Below are 17664 nucleotides of genomic sequence, written 5' to 3'. Positions count from 1 at the left end.
AGTGTCCGCATGCCAGCGCGCCTCTCCCTGCGAAGTCCCTCGGTGGCCGTCAACGCCGTCCTCGTCATCGCCATCGCCGCCGGGGGTTTCTGGGCCTATCGGTCGTTGTCCGGACCGCACGCCGCCGAGGCCGCGGCCACCGATTCCCGCGTCACCCCGGTCGAGCAAGGCCAGGTCATCAAGACGGTGACCGCGGCGGGGTCGGTGGCGAGCACCAGCACGGCGAGCGCGAGTTTCGTCACCGGCGGCACGGTCACCGCGATCAACGTGAAGGTCGGCCAGAAGGTCACCAAGGGCCAGACGCTCGCCAAGGTCGATCCGGCGGCGGCGGAGCGGACCCTGAACGCCGCCAACGCCGACCTCGACGCCGCGCGCGACTCCTTGACCCGGGCGCAGGACGCGAACGCCGACACCTCCACCGCGGAGAACGACGTCGAGCAGGCCGAGCTTTCGGTGGACGAGGCGCAGGCGGGCGTCGACGGCACGACGCTGACGGCGCCGATGTCGGGCACGGTGACCGCCGTCAACGGGACGCTGGGCAGCAGCTCGTCCGGCTCGGGCTCGGGTTCGAGCTCGTCCTCGGGCTCAGGCTCAGGCTCCGGCAGCAGCTCGGGGCAAAGCGGGCAAAACCGCCAAGGCGGCGGCTCAGGCTCCGGCTCATCGAGCTCCAGCGCGAGTTCGACCTCCAGCACCAGCGACGGTTTCATCGACCTCGCGGATCTCTCCAAGCTCCAGGTCACCGCGGCCTTCGCCGAGGCCGACGCCACCAAGATCAAGGACAAGCAGACCGCCGAGATCACCTGGAACGCGCTCAGCGGCACCACCGCGACCGGCAAGGTCACCGCGATCGACCCGTCGGCCACGACCTCGAACAACGTCGTGACGTACGGGGTGACGGTGAGCATGGACAAGGTGCCGTCCGGGGCGAAGGTGGGCCAGACCGTCAACGTCGTGGTCACCACCGGAAGCGTCGCGAACGCCCTGTTCGTGAACTCGGCCGCGGTGACCACGGTCGGCCCTCAGCATTTCGTCACGGTGATGACCAACGGTCAGGCCGTGCGAACCCCGGTGCAGATCGGCCTGCAGGGCGACTCGACCACCCAGATCACCTCCGGGCTGCAGGCGGGCCAGCAGGTCCAGGTGGTGGCGGCCGCGACCAGCACGGGCAATGGCGCGACCGGCGGCTTCCCCGGCGGTGGCGGCTTCCCGGGCGGTGGCGGTTTCGCCGGCGGAGGCGCCCGCGGTGCCGGTGCGGGCGGCTTCCGCGGCGCCGGCGGGGGCGGCCGATGAACCGCCCGGTCCTCGAGGTGCGCGATCTGACCAAGGTGTACGGGACGGGGGAGGCGACGGTGCACGCCCTGCGTGGCGTGTCGCTGACCGTCCAGCGCGGCGACTACGTGGCGATCATGGGCTCGTCCGGCTCCGGCAAGTCGACGCTGATGAACATCCTCGGCGCGCTCGACGTGCCCAGCGACGGGACGTACCTGCTGGACGGCGTCGACGTGAGCCGCCTCGCGGACCGTCAGCTGGCGCTGGCCCGGAACCGGCTCATCGGGTTCATCTTCCAGGCGTTCAACCTCATTCCCCGTACGTCCGCGGTGGCGAATGTGGAACTCCCACTGGCGTACGCGGGAGTGAAGCCCAAGGAACGTCGCCGCCGTGCCCTCGCCGCTCTCGACGTGGTGGGGCTCGCGGATCGCGCCCGCCACGAACCCAACCAGCTCTCCGGCGGCCAGCAGCAGCGGGTCGCGGTGGCGCGGGCGTTGGTCACCGAGCCGGCGCTGCTGCTCGCCGACGAACCGACCGGAAACCTCGACAGCCGCTCCACCGAGGATGTGCTGAACGTGTTCGACCAGCTCAACGCGTCCGGCCGGACGATCGTCCTGATCACCCACGAAACCGAGGTGGGGGACCGGGCCAAGCGCCTGATCCGCCTGGTCGACGGCCGGGTCATCCAGGACCTCCGGCAGTCCCCGATCCTGGCCGGAAGGCACTCCCGGTGAGTTTTTACGAAGTTGTGCGATTTGCTCTGCGGGGGCTGTCGGCGAACAAGCTGCGCTCGTCGCTGACCATGCTGGGCATCCTGATCGGTGTCGCGGCGGTGATCCTGCTGGTCGCGGTCGGCAACGGCTCGGCCAAGGCGATCAGCGACCGCATCGAGGCACTGGGCACCAACACGATCACGGTGATGAGCGCCGGCCGTGGCGGTTCGACGAACACGGCGCTCACCGAGGACATGGCCACCGGCCTCACCGACACAACCCTTGCTCCGGATGTGAAGTCGGTGTCGCCGGTGGTCAGCACCTCGACGACGCTCACCTACGGCGGAACCGACCACGACGTGAACGCGTTCGTGGGCACCACGCCGGGCTGGTTCGCCGCGTCCAACACCCCGGTCGGCTCCGGCGCCGCCTTCACCGCCGACGACGAGGCGCAGGGCCGCCGGGTGGTGGTGATCGGCCAGACCGTGGCCCAGGAGCTGTTCCCGGGTCTGAGCCCGCTGAACAAGCAGATCACCGTCGGCGGCGCCCTGTTCACCGTGGTCGGCGTGCTGCAGGAGAAGAGCTCGACCGGCTTCCAGGATTCCAACGACACCGCGATCGCCCCGCTGACCGCCGTGCGGCAGGTGCTCACCGGGTACGGCGCGCTGAACTCGATCCTGGTCGAGGCGAAGAACCCGGACAAAGTGGATGCGGTCCAGTCCGAGGTGGCGACCGTGCTGAACGAGAAGATGGGCCTGGCGCCGACCACCAGCTCGGCGAACGCCCCGTACCGGATTCAGAACGCGTCGCAGCTGCTCCAGACGCAGACGCAGACCGCCGACACGTTCACCACGCTGCTCGGTGCGGTCGCCGCGATCAGCCTGCTGGTCGGCGGCATCGGCATCACCAACATCATGCTGGTCACGGTGACCGAGCGGACTCGCGAGATCGGCATCCGCAAGGCGCTCGGCGCACCCCGCCGGGTGATCCTGACCCAGTTCCTGATCGAGGCCACGCTGCTCAGCGTGATCGGCGGCGCCCTCGGGGTGGCCGCCGCGCTGATCGGCAGCCGGTTCTCGATCGTCGGGGTCAAACCGGTGATCGTGCCCAGTTCGATCGCGCTCGCCCTGGGCGTCTCGATCGCCATCGGGCTGTTCTTCGGCGGCCTGCCGGCCAGCCGGGCCGCCCGGCTGCGCCCCATCGACGCGCTGCGTTACGAGTAAGGGACTCCCACGATGACGATGAACGACGAAACCGCTGTGCTGCCGGTGACCCCGGATCCGGCCCCCGGGGACGGTCCCGGTGACGGGCTGGCGCGCGAGCTCGCCAAGGCCGCGCCACGCCGCTGGTGGAACAAGGGCACGGTGGGTCTGGCCGGGGCGGTGCTGCTGGTCGGCGGCTTCGCGGGCGGCCTGCAGGCGCAGAAGAGCTGGGGTCCGCAGCAGTCCGGACGCGCGGGCTTCGCCAACGGCGCATTCGCGGGCGGCGGCTTCGGCGGCGGCCAGGGTCGGGCCGGCGGCGGCGCTCAAGGCGGCGCGCAAGGCGGCCGTGCTCAGGGCGGCGGTGCTCAGGGCGGCGGTGCTCAGGGCGGCGGTGCTCAGGGCGGCGGTGCTCAGGGCGGCTTCCAGCGCGGCGGCGCCGGTCCGGGCGCCACCGGTGCCGCGGCGGGCGGCGCCACCACCGGAACGGTCAAGCTGGTCGACGGCAGCACGATCTACGTGCAGACCACGGACGGCAACGTGGTGACCGTCAAGACCGACGGCAAGACCACCGTCTCCACCGCCACCGCGAGCAAGCTCTCCGCCGTCAAGGCCGGCCAGCCGGTGACCGTGCAGGGCGCGGCCGGCGCCGACGGAACCGTCACGGCGACCTCGGTGACCACCCAGCGAAAATAGTTGTCAGATGCGAACCCATTGATGAGTGCCTCTGCGATTCCTAGGCTGACCGCGTGGAGGCCATGCTCCTGGGGCGCGGAAGGCTTCTCGCGGCGATCGAGGACCGGCTAGGCACGGGCGGCGGTGTCGCGCTGCACGGCCCGGCCGGCATCGGTAAGACCGCGATCTGCGATGCCGTCGCGCTGCGGGCGGCGAGTCGCGGTGATCTGGTCGTCCGGTTGCGTCCGGTACGCGTCGAGCGGTCCCTGCCGTACGCGGGGATCGCCGATCTCGTGACGCAACTGCCCGACGTCGGCGCGCTGCCCCGGGCCCAGCGTGCCGCGCTGGCTGCCCTCCGCCAGGGTCTGCCGCCCCGGGCCGGTTCGCCGGCACTCGCCCGCCGTTTGGTGCTGCCGCTGGTGCTCGCCCGCTGCGCCCGCACCCGGCCCGTGCTGCTGGTGCTCGACGACTGCCAGTGGCTGGACCCGGCCTCGGCGGAGCTGATCGCCTTCGCCATGCGCCGCCGCCCCGGCCCGCGGGTGCGGGTGCTCGCCGCACAGCGCCGCCCCGATCCGTCCAGCTCGCGCGCCGACCCGCCGGCGCGACGTGGCTCCGGCGCGGCCGAACGTGGCTCCGACGCGGCCGGAATCCGTCGGGCCGCTCGGCTGTGCCCCGCGCCCGTGCTCGAGCTGGCCGTGCCGCCGATGGACGCCGACGACCTGACCGCGCTGCTCGAGGCACGCGGCCTGCCGTGCCGCACGGCGAGCCGGATGCACGAGGCCAGCGCCGGCAACCCGTTCCTCGCGCTTGCGCTGGGCGGCGCCGTCGCCCCCGGCCCGGCGTGGCGGCCCGCCCCGATCCCGCAGGCGGTCCGGGAACTGCTGCGCGAACGACTCGCCGCGCTGCCCGCCGATGTCCAGCGCACCCTGCTGACCGCGGCGCTGGGCACCGAGGCGACGACCACGTTGCTGATCCGCGCGGGCCGCCGGGACGCCGTACGGGATCTGCGCCTTGCCGCCGCGGCCGGGGTGATCGGCCTGGACGGTGACGCGATCCGTTTCGTGCCGCCGCTGCTGGCCCGGGTGATCGCCGAGGACGCGGGCGCCACCGAACGGTCCGCGGTACACGCCGCGCTGGCCACCGGAGCGGTCGACCCGGTGCGGGCGCTGCGGCACCGGGCCCTGCGCAGCGGCCGTCCGGATGCGACGGTCGCCCGGTCGCTGGCACTCGCGGCGCGACGGCACTCCGGGCGCGCGGCCGCCGAGCTCTATCTGCTCGCCGCCGACCGCTGCCCGCACACGCTCGCGCCGCTGCGGCTGGACTGGCTGGTCGAGGCGGCCCGGACCGCGATCACCGGCGGCGCGGCGGAACTGGCCGGGCGGGCCGCCGAGGCGGTCATCGCGGCGGACGCGCCCGCCGGTCATCGCGTACGGGCAAGGCTTGTTCTCCTGGATCTTGCCGGGCAGGGCCTGGCCGAGATGGGCGAGACGTTCGCGGCCGCGCTGGCCGAGGCGGGTGACGATCCGGCGTTGCTGGCACCGATCCGGTTGCGGCTGACGTGGGCGGCGTTCCTGGCCGGGGACCTCGACGAGGCGTCCGCGGAGGCCGGCCGGGCCGCGTCGGCCGCGCGATTGGCCGGTGATCCGACCGCCGAGGCGATGGCGCTCTGCGTGCTCGCTCAGGTGCAACGGCTGCGCGGGCTGTCCTGGTCGGACACCCTCGCGCAGGCGCTCGCGCTGCCCGCCACCCCGTCGCCGGACTGGCTGCACTACGGCCCCCGCTACATGGCCGCGCGGTTCGCGATGGTCGACGACCGGCTCGACGAGGCGCGCGCCGAGTTGCTCACGCTGCTCGCGATCGCCGAGGACGACCGGATCGGCGAGGCCCGGGTCGAGGTGCTGCGCAGCCTCTCCGAGGTGGCCACCCGGGCGGGCCGGTGCCGGGAGGCCCTCCAGTACGCCCACCGGGCCGTCGACGCCGCGCAGGACGCCGGATTGTCGCCGGGCCCGACCTGGTACACGGCCGCGATCGCCGAACTCGCCGGCGGCAGTCTCACCGCCGCGGCCGGGTTCGCCCGCCGGGGCGTACGAGCGTCCGAACAGGAGGGTGACCGGCTCTATCTGCGCCGCAACCTGCACGCGCTGGGTCAGGCGTCGTTGCGGGCCGGGGAGACCCGGGCGGGCGTCGAGGCGCTGCGCCGGCTGCGCGACCTCGAGGCCGGGACCGGTGCCGCCGATCCGATGATCGTGCGCTGGCACGGCGACCTGGCCGGGGGACTTGCCGTGCTGGGTGAGCACGACGCGGCCGCCGCGGTGCTCGCCGAGGCTCGGGTGGCCGTCGGCGGGGCCGTCTCGGCCTATCTCGACCGGGCCACCGCCGTCGTCTTGTCGGAACGCGGCGAGGCCGACTCCGCCGTCGTGCTGTCCGCCGCGGCGGCCCGCCGGTTCGAAGAGCTGCGCCAGCCGATCGAGCAGGCACACTCGCTGCTGGTGCAGGGCGGCGCCGAGCGGCGGCGGCGACGCTACGCGGCGGCCCGGGTGGCGATCGGCGCGGCGCTGGCGATCTTCCTGGCCGCCGACGCGAAACCGTGGGCCGAGCAGACGTCGCTGGCGCTGGCCCGGACGTCGGCCGCCGGGTTCCTGCCGGGCTTCACACCGACCGAGCTGAAGATCGCCACACTGGTCCGCGACGGCGCCACCAATCGAGAGATCGCGAGCCGCCTCTACCTCAGCGTGAAGACCGTCGAGGCGACGTTGACGCGGGTATATCGCAAGTTGGGCGTGCGTTCACGAACCCAGCTCTCGTCACGGCTCAGTGACTCTGTGGTGTCCGAATTCACACCAGGCCCCTGACCAGCACGTTGGCGACAGAGAGTGACCGTGATTACCGCGTTACAGTGGCCGACGTCACTTCGATAACGAGGCTTTTACCTGCGTGATTTCGGTATGACACCCGGGACCTGGATCGTTGTACCCGAAGGCGACGAAGCCTTTCGCCATTACGATCCGTTAAGGAGAAGGACATGATGATCAAGTCCAAGCTCCGCGACGTCCGTACGGGGCTGGCGAACCGGCGGACGATGCGCGTCGCGCACCGCAAGCTCACCGACGAGCTCGCGTCCTTCCGCACAACCGCAGAGCGAGCCGAGATCGACGAGCTCCTGAGCCGCCACACGGCCGAGGAGACCGAGCAGATCCGGGACATCCTGTACCGCCACGACGCCTACCGGCTGGCCGCCGGCGGTCGTCCGACCGCCGGAATGGGCGGTTATCTGGGCTGACGACGTTCCTCGTCGGCCGTGGCAGGAGTTTGAGCACGGGCCCGGATGCTGCCCGCATGGGCTTTGGCATCCGGGTCCTTGCGTACCTTGGCCAGGCTGGCCACCGTGGTGATCGTCAGGACCACGACGATGACGACCAGCGAGAGCGAGGTCGGAATCTCCGGTACCGAGTCGCTGATGTCGGTGTGCAGCCAGTGCAGCACGAGCTTGGCGCCGATGAACGCGAGGATCACCGCGAGCCCGGTCGAGAGATAGACCAGGCGGTCCAGCAGGCCCTTCACCAGGAAGAACAGGGCGCGGAGCCCGAGCAGGGCGAACGCGTTCGCGATGAAGACGATGTACGCCTCGTCGGTCACGCCGAACACGGCCGGGATCGAGTCGAGGGCGAACAGCAGGTCGGAACTGCCGATCGCGATCAGCACGATGAGCATCGGGGTGACGACCTTGCGACCGTCCACCCGCGCGATCATCTTGCCGTCGATGTACTCGTCGCTGACCGGCAGCAGCCGTTTGCTGACGCGCACCAGCGCGTTGTCCTCGATGTCCGGGTCCTCGTCGCGGTGCCGGAACAGCTGCACCGCCGTGAAGATCAGCAGCAGGCCGAAGATCAGGAACATGAACGAGAACAGGCTCAGCAACGTCGCGCCGAGGGCGATGAAGACGACCCGGAAGATCAGCGCGATGATGATGCCGAAGGTCAGCACCTCCTGCTGATACTTCTCCGGTACGGCGAACGTGCTCATGATGATCACGAAGACGAAGAGGTTGTCGACGGACAGACTCTTCTCCACGATGTAGCCGGCGAAATACTGAGCGCCGAAATCCCAGCCGGCCACCGTGCCGAACACGACGCCGAAGGCGACCGCGATCGCGATGTAGAAGACCGACCAGGCGGCGGCCTCGCGGAAGCCGACGGCGTGCGGGCGCAGCACACCCAAGGTCAGGTCGAGGGCGAGCAGGGCGACAATGACACCGATGGTCAGCGTCCAGCCGAGCGCGGTGACCTCAAGCATGTGTGCGGAACCTCCGGTAAGCGGGGGCATTCGTTTGGAATTGTCCCCGCATACCCTGGGAGAATGCTGAAGATCACACTTACTGGGTGCTGAATGACCGTTTTGCCAGGCCCATCCAGAAGCCGTCGATGGGTTGATCCGGCGCCCGTTCCGGGTCTTCCGAGGCGCCCAAAGTGAGGAACATCGGGGCGAAATGCTCGATCGTCGGGTGCGCGTACGGCATGCCCGGCGCCCTGGTCCGGAACTCGGCCAGCTCGTCGACCGCACCCCGGGCGAGCGTCTCGGCGGCCCAGGCGTCGAACTCGACCGACCAGCCCGGCGCGACCGCCTCCGGCCGCCAGTCCCGCAGGAACGGCAGGCCGTGCGTGGTGAAGCCGGAGCCGACGATCAGCACTCCCTCGTCGCGCAGCGGCGCCAGCCTTTTGCCCAGCTCGAGCAGCCGGTCCGGGTCCAGCGTCGGCAGCGACATCTGCAGCACCGGGATGTCCGCCTCCGGAAACATCACGGTCAATGGCACGTACGCGCCGTGGTCGAGCCCGCGGTGGGTCCGCGCGACCGGCTCGGCGTCCGGCATCAGCTTCTCGATGCGGGTGGCGAGCTCCGGTGCGCCCGGCGCCGGGTAGGTGACCTCGTAGTACTTGCGCGCGAAGCCCCCGAAGTCGTAGACGAGCGGCACGGTCTCGGTGGCGCCCAGCATGAGCGGCGCGGACTCCCAGTGGGCCGAGGCCATCAGGATCGCTTTGGGCCGGGGGAGGGTCTTCGCCAGCTCCTTGAGCTGCCCGACCCAGGTCGCGTCGTCGGCGAGCGGCGGCGCGCCGTGACTGAGGAAGAGGGCAGGCGTCCGGCTCATGTTCACGACCTCCGTCTCCATTGAAACTTCAACTTTCCGAAGTCTACGGGAGGCTTAGTTGCGTCGTCAACGAAGTTATTGCGGCAGGCGTTTTGCGACCTTCTGGGCGCAGCGGGCGAGGGTGTCCTCCGGCGAGAAGCCGAGGCTGGCTATCGCGACCAGGGCCGTGAACGCGACGTCGGCCAGCTCGTCGGCCACGTCTTCATAGGTGTGGGTCACGCCCTTGCGGGGGTTCTGGCCATTCGCGCCGATCCAGGCGGCGGCGGCCTCGCCCGCTTCCTCGGTCAGCTTGAGGATGCGGTGGGTGAGCTCCAAAGGGGACGTTCCGTTGGACGCGTCCAGCCAAGCGCGGGCGGCGGCCACGGCGTCCCAGGTGCTGTCAGTCACGACAGCAATCTTCCCCGGCCGGCCGCGGCGCCCCGCTATGTGGACTTTCGCAGCGTATCTGTTCGGCTGGTTCCGTCGGCCGGGAGTCCCGGTGCGAGGCGGCGCCGCCAGGCCCGGGCAGGTCCCAGCTCCCCACAGTGGGCGCGCCCCACCCGGGTGTGGGCAGTCGCGACGCCGAGGAGGCTGTGGTTGCCCACACCGCGGCCACCTTCACCCACGTGTGGGGGGTCGCGACGGCGGGGAGGCTGTGGTTCCCCACACCGTGGCGACCCACAGCGGGCGTGGGGACCCGCCACGGCCGGAACGTCCCAGCTCCCCACGGCGACGGCCCTCAGGTCAGCCGCGGAAGGCCGCCGCATCGGAGGGTGAGCGGCGCGAGAACCAGCTGAACGGTTACGCATAGCGGACGCTGCGTCCAGGATGTGGTCGCCAGTCTCAGTAGGCGGCCGCCCGTCCCATGAAATGGGAGTGCGCGCTACCGGCCGGGCCGGCCAGCCCAGAGGATGCCGGCCCGACCACCGAAAAATATCGCGAGAGCCAGAATTCATCGTTGTGGGTTCTATAACATACGATCGTTCGTACGCGAAAACTCCACTAGCGTCGCCGCCATGAACGCACTCGCCACGCCGGAACTCCGGCAGCTCATGGACGGCCTGTTCGAGGCCAAGTCCCAAGGTGTGTCCGGCGCCAACGACTTCGTCGGGTACTTCGCGCCGGAGAAGGCCAACTACCTCGACGCCACGATGGGCTGGCGGCTCGGCGCGGACCCGGCGCGCGCCCGGGAGCTCTTCGCGACCTGGAAGGAAGGCGCTCACTCGTACGCGACGCGGACTCTCGGCGACACCGACGGCGCGATCGTCTTCATGGTCGACTCGGCGGAGATGTTCGGCGCGGAGATCCGGACCATCTCGTCGGTGGACTTCGAGGACGGCAAGATCGTGCGCTGGGTGGACTACTGGAGTGGCCGCACCTGGCCGGCCGGCCTGCTGAAAGACCTGTCCGTGCCGGCTGACCAGTGGCCCGCCGACCTGGCGGAGGCCACCGTCGAGGAACGCGCCGACCCGGCGATGCGCCAGATCGTGACCGAGCTCGCCGCCGCGCTCGCCGACGGGGACGCGGATCGCGCGGCCACGTTGATGTCCGGCGACGTCGAGTTCGACGACCTGGCCCTGAACGTGCACCTGACCGGCCGGCAACCGGTCCACAGTTTCCTGCACAAGGCGTTGCCGCTGATCCCGTACGGGCGTGGTCTGAGCATCCGTCACGTGGTCGGGGGGCGTCGCGGCGGCGGCTTCGAATGGACGGCGGCCGGCCGCGCGCTGCCCGGCATCACGGCGCTGGAGCTGGACGACGACGGCCGGATCGCCCGGATGACCTCGACCTGGGACGGCGGCGCCCGCGACACCGACGCCCTCGTCACCCTGTACCGGCTCACGCTCGTCTGACGGCAAGGAAAGCAATGACACGCGAAGACATCACCTTCGACTCGGACGGCGTGCCGCTGCGGGGCTGGTTCTATCCGGCCGCCGGAAACACCTCGGCGGCCCCCTGCGTCGTACTCGCCCACGGATGGGCCGCCACCAAGGAAATGCACATGGACGACTTCGCCGAGGTGTTCGCTGCGGCGGGTCTCGCGGTCGTCGTGTTCGACTACCGCGGCTGGGGCACCTCCGGCGTCGCACCGGGGCACGTCCGGCAGGAGATCGACCCGTGGGAACAGATCCGCGACTATCAGAACGCGATCACGTACGCCCAGGCCCGCTCCGAGGTGCACCCGGCCCGGATCGGCGTCTGGGGAACCAGCTACTCGGCCGGTCACGCGTTCGTGCTGGGTGCCATCGATTCCCGGGTGAAGGCGGTCGTCGGTCAGGCGCCGGTGGTCAGCGGCCGCGCCCAGGTGGAAGGACTGATCCGGATCGACCAGGTGGGCCCGACGCTCGCGCTGCTGGCGCAGGACCGTCTCGCCCGGGCCCGGGGTGCGGCCGCCGGCATGTTGCCGATCACGTCGGCCGACCCGGCCGCGGTGTCGTCGCTGCCGATCGCCGCGTCGCACGAGTATTTCGAGGAACTGCTGCGCACCCGGGACATCCCCGCGTGGTCCAACGAGCTCAGCCTGCGCAGCATGGAGTTCGTCTACGGCTACGAGCCCGGCCTGTACCTGCCGAAGATCGCGCCGACGCCGCTGCTCATGATCGTGGCGAGCGACGACGTGGTGGCGTCCACCGTCAAGACCCTCGCAGCCTACGAGACCGCGGCCGCCCCGAAAGAGCTCGTGCTCGTCACCGGTGGGCATTATTCCCTGTACGCCGGTGCCGGTTTCCGGACCGCATCGAGCTCGGCCCGCGACTTCTTCCGACGGCATCTCTAGGTGTTAACACACGTACGTTCGCTTGTTATCCGTGTCGGCCCGGGGCAGTCTGATCCACCATGAGCCCTCGAAACACGATGACCGGAGCGGCAGCGGCGCGGCGGCACATCCTGGACCGCGGTGTCGCCGTCGCTTCGGTCGAGGGGCTGCGGGCGATGTCGATCGCGCGTCTCGCCGACGAGGTCGGGATGAGCAAGGCCGGTCTGATCGGTCCGTTCAAGAGCAAGGAGACGCTCCAGCTTTCGATCCTCCAGCGAGCCGCCGAACTGATCACCGAGATCATGCTGGAACCGGCCTCCGCGGCGGCTCCCGGCCGGGCCCGGCTGCGCGCGCTGACCGAGGGCTGGATCCGCTACATCGCGGCGGAGCCCGAGCGCTTTCCCGGCGGCTGCCTGTTCACCACGGCGACGTTCGAATACGACGCACTCGACGGCCCGGTCCACGACGCGATCCTCAACGGAATGACGTTGTGGCGCACCTATCTGGCCGATGCGACGAGGGAGGCCGCGGAGTTGGGCGAGCTCCCCGAGGGCGCCGACCCCGGCCAACTGGCCTTCGAATTGATGGGCCTGTTCACCGGCTTCAACATGGCGGTCCACCTGTTCCGCGACGGCGACGCCGAGGAGCGACTCTGGCGCGGCGTCGAGAGACTGCTCGGCGTGTAGAAACCGCCGGCCGAAATTGTCATACCCGGCCGTCATGCTGAGCGCATGGTAGCCCCAGCCAGGACTCCCGCGCCCAGCCACCTCGAACTCCCGGTCAACGAAGCCCGTACGCGCTTTCTACAACTTGTGCGGCAGATCCGGGCGACCCGGCAGACCGTCCTCATCGTCGACCAGGGACGACCCGTCGCGGCGATCGGTCCCCCGGACCTGATCGCCGCCCGGCACCCCGACGTCGCGGCTCGGCACCCCGACGTCGCGGCCCGGCACCCCGACGTCGCGGCTCGGCACCCCGACGTCGCGGCTCGGCACCCCGACGTCGCGGCCCGGCACCCCGACGTCACTGCCCTGGACGCGGACGTCACTGCCCTGGACGCGGACGTCATCGCCCGGCGCGGCGACGCCACCGCTCGGCGCGGCGACGCCAGTGCCCGGCACGCGGACGCCGCCACCGCCCGGCTTCCGGACGCCACCGCCGCTGGCTGGGCGCAGCGGCTGGAGACGGTCCGGCACGACATGCGCCGCCAGCACGCCGCGCACACGGCAGAGCTGCTGCAGGCGCTCGTCGAGGCATGGAACGTCATCGACACCCTGCGGTCACCCGGCCCCGACCGCCACATCGACGCGCTGCGCACGAGCCACAAACGGTTACGACGCCGAGAGTGATACCCGGCGGCATCAGGCCAGCGTCTAGACGAGAGTCCTAGAGGTAGTCACTGAACGCAGCCGGCCACCATGCTTCGCATACCCGACATTTCCGGTGACCTGCCGGATCGGTGGGGCCGCCGGGCCGTTGACCTGCCGGATCGCCGGATCGCCGGATCGCCGGATCGCCGGATCGCCGGATCGCCGGATCGCCGGATCGCCGGGCGGCCGGGCCGCTGGGTGCGGCGCGCGGCGCGCCCACACTGTGGAACTGTTCAGCTCCGTCTCGCCGCTCACCCTGCGATGCGTCGGCCTTCCGTGGCGGACCTGCTAGGCCGGTCGCTGTGGGGAGCTGGGAGGTTCCGGCCGTGACAGGTGCCCACACCCGCTGTGGGTCGCCACGGTTGAGGGAACCACAGCCTCCCCGCCGTCGCGACTCTCCGCACGTGAGTGAGGGTGGCCGCGGTGTGGGCAACCGCAACCTCCCAGCCGTCGCGACTCTCCACACGCGGGTGAGCGTGGCCGCGGTGTGGACAACCATAACCTCCCAGCCGTCGCGACTCCCCGCACGTGGGTGAGGGTGGCCGCGGTGTGGGCAACCACAACCTCCCCGGCGTCGCTACTGCCCACACCCGGGTGGGGCTCCCACTGTGGGGAGCTGGGACCTGCCCGGGCCTGGCAGCCCCGCCTCGCACGGGGACTCCCGGCCGACGGAAGCAGCTGAACAGTTACACACTGTGGAACGGGCGACCGCCTGCTGAGACCCGCGTCCACGTTATGGGTGCACCGTCCGCGATGTGGGACCATCCTCCATTGTGGAGGGTATATCTATCGTGAAATAGGGGTTTTATCCGGCAGGATTTTCTGGGCGAATGTGAACCTTGGAGAGTTGTGGTTCGTATGTGGGCGCAACTCTCCAAGGTTGACAAAAATCCATGATGCGGTTGGGGTGTCCCACATAGTGGACGGCCCGGCCACGAGCGATCGCCGCGCGACCAGGACGATCTTCGCGGCCGTAGCCAAGTCGGTCGCAGCCAAGTCGGTCGCTGGCATTGTTGGTCGTCAGGCAGGGCCGGTCGCAGGCAGGGTTGGCCGCACGCCGGGTCGGTCGCAGCCAAGTCGTCGCAGGCAGGCCGGTCGCAGGGAGGGTTGGCCGCTGGCGGGGTCGGCCGCAGCCAAGTCGGCCGCGGGCAGGGCCGGTCGTCGCAGGCAGGCCGGTCGCGGGGAGGGTTGGCCGCGGGCAGGGTCGGTCGTCGCAGGCGGGTCGGTCGCGGGCAAGGTCAACCGCCCCAGCGGATCGTCATGGGGCGGCTGACGATCGCGAAGGGGAGCGAGCGCCGCGGCCCGGGGCCAAGTCCGTCGCTGCCGCCCGAATCGCCGACGGTGACTGTCACTGGGTGTGAGTGGCTGTGGAGATCGCAACGGACCGTCATGGCGGCGGACCGCATGCACAGCGCCGGCAACACATATCGACGAGGACTGAAACGTATACCCGAGGCGATCTCCCTGAAAATAGACGGTCTTGCATTTGATGAACGAAATACCAGGTAAGAGAGATACTGCAGAATGCATTCTCATTCTGACCACTTCGGACGGTAAGTCGATCTTGTAAGGGCGTTGCGCGTGACTACCTCCGCTGGCATGCTACGCGGGGTTGTGCGCCAGAACGCACAACGTAACGGGTTTCGCACGTCTGCGGCATTCACTGTGAGTAGCCATCACGGCGAGTCGCCGCGCGGAGAGGAGTGCCGCAGTGGTTTCGACGCCGCAGCTTCCCCTCGCGGACGATCTCTTCCTGACCGCCCACGACACCGTCAAGGGCAAGTCCCTGCTGACGCCGGCCACCATGGGCCTCGGACTGGCCGGGGCGCTGCTGGGTGAGCTCGTCCTCTGGCGACGCCTGGACGTCGCCGACGGGAAGATCGTTCTCATCGACGACCGGCCGACCGGTGACCCGGCCGCGACCGCCGTCCTCGACCAGCTCCTGCGCGAAGGGCACCACCGCGCCGTACGCGACTGGATCTCCTTTCTCGCCACCGGTATCGCCATCGACCTGGTCGAACGCCGGCTCTCCCGGGCCGGCCTGGTGCAACGCCAGGAGAAACGCGGCCTGCTGAGCAGCAAGGTCTACTTCGTACCCACCGACTCGATGGTCGCCGGCTGGCCCGCGACACGCGTCCGCACCCTGATCGGGCGCGGCGAGATGCTCGACATCCCCGACCTGGTCCTGGCCGGCCTCATCCTCGCCACCGGCCTCGACCAGCACGTCTTCGTCACCCTCGACGCCCGCGGCCGCGGGTTGCTGTTCGACCAGTTGAAGCGCCGTCTCCCCGCGATGCTTCAGGAGCTGGTCGGACATACCGAGGCCGCGGTGGGCGACGCCGTCATGGCACGGCGCGCCTGACTTCACCCCAACACCCCTCTGGAGAATCGCGTGTCCGCGACCGCAACCAAACCCCCCGAACCAAGCCAGTTATCCAACGCATTGGCGCGCGACCGTCTCGGCGTCGCGGCCGTCGTCTTCTTCGTCATGTCCGCGGCCGCGCCGCTGACCGTCGTCGCCGGCGTCGTCCCCACCGGCCTCGCGGTCACCGGGCTGACCGGCATCTCGATCGCGTTCCTCGCGGTGGCCGTCGTGCTCGCGATCTTCGCGGTCGGGTACGTCGCGATGGCCCGGCACATCGCCAACGCCGGCGCCTTCTACGCGTACATCTCGCGCGGCATCGGCAAACCGCTCGGCGTCGGCGCGGCCTGGGTGGCCCTGGTGGCGTACAACATGTTCCAGATCGCCGCGTACGGCGGTTTCGGCGCCATCGCGCAGCCGTTGTTCAAGGACTGGTTCGGCCTCGACGTCAAATGGTGGGTCCTGGCCCTCGTGGTGTGGGCCATCACCGCGGTGCTCGGCGTGCTCGACGTCTCGGTCAACGGCAAGGTGCTCGCCACCCTGCTGGTCGCCGAGATCGTGCTGGTCGTCGTGTTCAGCTTCTCGAACGTGTTCTCGTCGGACTTCTCCGCGTCCTCGGCGCCGCTCGACCTGGGCAGCCTGGTCGGATCGGGTTCCGGCGCGTTGCTCGCGATGGCGGTCACCGGCTTCGTCGGCTTCGAGCAGTCCGTGGTGTTCAGCGAGGAGTCACGCGACCCTCGCCGCACGGTCCCGCGGGCCACCTACATCGCGATCGCGTTGATTGCCATCCTGTACGCCTTCGCGTCCTGGTCGATGATCTCGGCGGCCGGCGGTGACGTCGTCGCCCGCGCCGGCCAGGAGGGTCCGGAGCTGTTCTTCAACGTCGCCTCGGACCGGCTCGGCTCGGCCGCCCTGCACCTCGGGCACGCGCTGTTCCTGACCTCGCTGATCGCCGCGATGATCTCGTTCCACAACATCATCGCCCGGTACACGTTCTCGCTCGGCCGCGAAGGTGTGCTGCCGCGGGCGTTCGGCCGGACCGTGCCCGGCACCGGCGCCCCCAAGAACGGCTCGCTGCTGCAGTCGGCGCTCGGCCTGGTCGTCATCGTGCTGTTCGCGGTCGCCGGCTGGGACCCGCTGGTCAACATGTTCTTCTGGGGCGGCACCGGCGGCGGCATCGGCGTGCTGCTGCTGATCACGCTCACCTCGATCGCGGTCATCAGCTACTTCGCGAAGAACTCCGAGGGCGAGGACGTCTGGCACCGGGTCGGCGCCCCGGTGATCGGCACGATCCTGCTGCTCGTCATGTGCTACCTGGCGATCACCAACATCGCCACCCTGTTCGGCGTGGCGCCGGGCAGCGCTCCCACCTGGGTCGTTCCGCTCGCCTTCGGCGTCGTCGCGGTCGCCGGCATCCTCTGGGCGCTCATCCTGCGCTCCAGCCAGCCCCAGGTGTACGCCGGGATCGGGCTCGGCGCCCGCAGCAACACCACGAGCGGCGGCTTCTCCGCGGCCATGTCGTCGAACGAGGGGGACGCCAAGTGAGCACACAGCACGAGATCCGGCCCGCCCGCGAGGACGAGATCCCCGCCGTCGGCCACCTGATCAGCTACTCGTTCAACGACTTACCCCAGAACGCGTACCTGGTGCCGCCGCTGGACGACCGCGTCCGGGTGATGGCCGACTTCTTCACGCTCTACACCGAGCACGCCTTCAAATACGGCCGGGTCGACGTCATCGACAACCCGGACGGCGAGGGCCTGATCGGCACCGCGGTCTGGTTCGACAACACCAGGGACGCACCCGAGCCGGAGCGGTACGGCGAGCGCCTCGCCGAGCTGGCCCAGCAGTATCTGGACCGTTTTGTCGCGCTGGACGTGCTGTTCGAGAAGAACCACCCGACCGACCCGCACTGGCACCTGGCGTTCCTGGCGATCCACCCGGAGCACCAGCACCACGGTCTGGGCAGCCACCTGATGAAGGTCGTCCACGACGAGCTGGACCGCGACGGCGTGGCGGCGTACCTGGAAGCGACGAACGAGAACAACGTCCGGCTGTACCGGCGCACCGGCTACGCCGACATGGATCCCTTCGAGATGCTGCTCCCGGACGGAACACCCTTCTTCCGGATGTGGCGCGCCTGATTCTGTCAGGCGCACGGCGAGGGGCGTGGCCACCGTCCGGCCACGCCCCTTTCCG

Annotated in this window: 16 protein-coding genes; 13 read left to right on the top strand and 3 right to left on the bottom strand. The window is 70.2% G+C overall.

The annotated features are described in order from the left end of the window. Positions 1 to 9 precede the first annotated feature (9 nt). From HH310_RS09925 to HH310_RS09900, 6 genes are all read left to right on the top strand, one after another. Positions 10 to 1290: an efflux RND transporter periplasmic adaptor subunit gene (locus HH310_RS09925; protein ID WP_169175166.1), complete on the top strand. Its 1281-nt coding sequence runs from the start codon at positions 10 to 12 to the stop codon at positions 1288 to 1290. Beyond that, a complete protein-coding gene (locus HH310_RS09920; RefSeq protein WP_169175165.1) occupies positions 1287 to 2003 on the top strand; it encodes an ABC transporter ATP-binding protein in 717 nt (238 codons plus the stop codon). Before HH310_RS09925 ends, HH310_RS09920 begins: the two co-directional genes overlap by 4 nt. Then, on the top strand, positions 2000 to 3205 hold the full coding sequence (locus HH310_RS09915) for an ABC transporter permease (protein ID WP_169175164.1): 1206 nt from the start codon (positions 2000 to 2002) through the stop codon (positions 3203 to 3205). Before HH310_RS09920 ends, HH310_RS09915 begins: the two co-directional genes overlap by 4 nt. 12 nt (positions 3206 to 3217) lie before the next feature. Then, on the top strand, positions 3218 to 3877 hold the full coding sequence (locus HH310_RS09910) for a hypothetical protein (protein ID WP_248293857.1): 660 nt from the start codon (positions 3218 to 3220) through the stop codon (positions 3875 to 3877). Positions 3878 to 3939: 62 nt separating this feature from the next. Beyond that, complete coding sequence (locus HH310_RS09905; protein WP_169175326.1) at positions 3940 to 6708, top strand: helix-turn-helix transcriptional regulator; 2769 nt, start codon at positions 3940 to 3942, stop codon at positions 6706 to 6708. Positions 6709 to 6878: 170 nt separating this feature from the next. Beyond that, entirely contained in the window at positions 6879 to 7136 is a 258-nt protein-coding gene (locus tag HH310_RS09900) for a hypothetical protein (protein ID WP_169175163.1), read from the top strand. Here the strand turns inward: HH310_RS09900 and HH310_RS09895 are convergent. From HH310_RS09895 to HH310_RS09885, 3 genes are all read right to left on the bottom strand, one after another. Next, entirely contained in the window at positions 7124 to 8149 is a 1026-nt protein-coding gene (locus HH310_RS09895; RefSeq protein WP_169175162.1) for a TerC/Alx family metal homeostasis membrane protein, read from the bottom strand. The genes HH310_RS09900 and HH310_RS09895 overlap by 13 nt on opposite strands. Before the next feature lie 79 nt (positions 8150 to 8228). After that, positions 8229 to 8999, bottom strand: coding sequence for a dioxygenase (locus HH310_RS09890; protein ID WP_169175161.1), 771 nt, complete (start codon positions 8997 to 8999; stop codon positions 8229 to 8231). Between the two features lie 75 nt (positions 9000 to 9074). Beyond that, complete coding sequence (locus HH310_RS09885) at positions 9075 to 9386, bottom strand: MazG-like family protein (RefSeq protein ID WP_169175160.1); 312 nt, start codon at positions 9384 to 9386, stop codon at positions 9075 to 9077. Positions 9387 to 9994: 608 nt separating this feature from the next. On the opposite strand from HH310_RS09885, the gene HH310_RS09880 reads away from it, so the two are divergent. The 7 genes from HH310_RS09880 to HH310_RS09850 all read left to right on the top strand — a co-directional run bounded on the left by HH310_RS09880 (position 9995) and on the right by HH310_RS09850 (position 17609). Then, entirely contained in the window at positions 9995 to 10831 is an 837-nt protein-coding gene (locus HH310_RS09880; RefSeq protein WP_169175159.1) for a nuclear transport factor 2 family protein, read from the top strand. 14 nt (positions 10832 to 10845) lie between these two features. Beyond that, entirely contained in the window at positions 10846 to 11754 is a 909-nt protein-coding gene (locus tag HH310_RS09875; RefSeq protein ID WP_169175158.1) for an alpha/beta hydrolase, read from the top strand. A gap of 59 nt (positions 11755 to 11813) precedes the next feature. Further along, positions 11814 to 12419: a TetR/AcrR family transcriptional regulator gene (locus tag HH310_RS09870; RefSeq protein WP_169175157.1), complete on the top strand. Its 606-nt coding sequence runs from the start codon at positions 11814 to 11816 to the stop codon at positions 12417 to 12419. 45 nt (positions 12420 to 12464) lie between these two features. Then, positions 12465 to 13082 carry a type II toxin-antitoxin system Phd/YefM family antitoxin gene (locus HH310_RS09865; protein ID WP_169175156.1) on the top strand — a complete coding sequence of 206 codons (618 nt, stop codon included), beginning with the start codon at positions 12465 to 12467 and terminating at the stop codon, positions 13080 to 13082. 1732 nt (positions 13083 to 14814) lie between these two features. Further along, a complete protein-coding gene (locus tag HH310_RS09860) occupies positions 14815 to 15465 on the top strand; it encodes a GPP34 family phosphoprotein (protein WP_169175155.1) in 651 nt (216 codons plus the stop codon). A 30-nt stretch (positions 15466 to 15495) separates the two neighbouring features. Next, a complete protein-coding gene (locus HH310_RS09855; protein WP_169175154.1) occupies positions 15496 to 17010 on the top strand; it encodes an APC family permease in 1515 nt (504 codons plus the stop codon). Next, the gene (locus tag HH310_RS09850) at positions 17007 to 17609 is read left to right on the top strand and encodes a GNAT family N-acetyltransferase (protein ID WP_169175153.1); all 603 of its coding nucleotides are present in this window, start codon (positions 17007 to 17009) and stop codon (positions 17607 to 17609) included. Before HH310_RS09855 ends, HH310_RS09850 begins: the two co-directional genes overlap by 4 nt. Positions 17610 to 17664 lie beyond the last annotated feature (55 nt).

Origin of the sequence: Actinoplanes sp. TBRC 11911 (assembly GCF_012933445.1) — a bacterium.
GTDB lineage: Bacteria > Actinomycetota > Actinomycetes > Mycobacteriales > Micromonosporaceae > Actinoplanes.
Note: the sequence above shows the minus strand (reverse complement) of the source record. Positions and strands in the feature narration are given on the sequence as shown.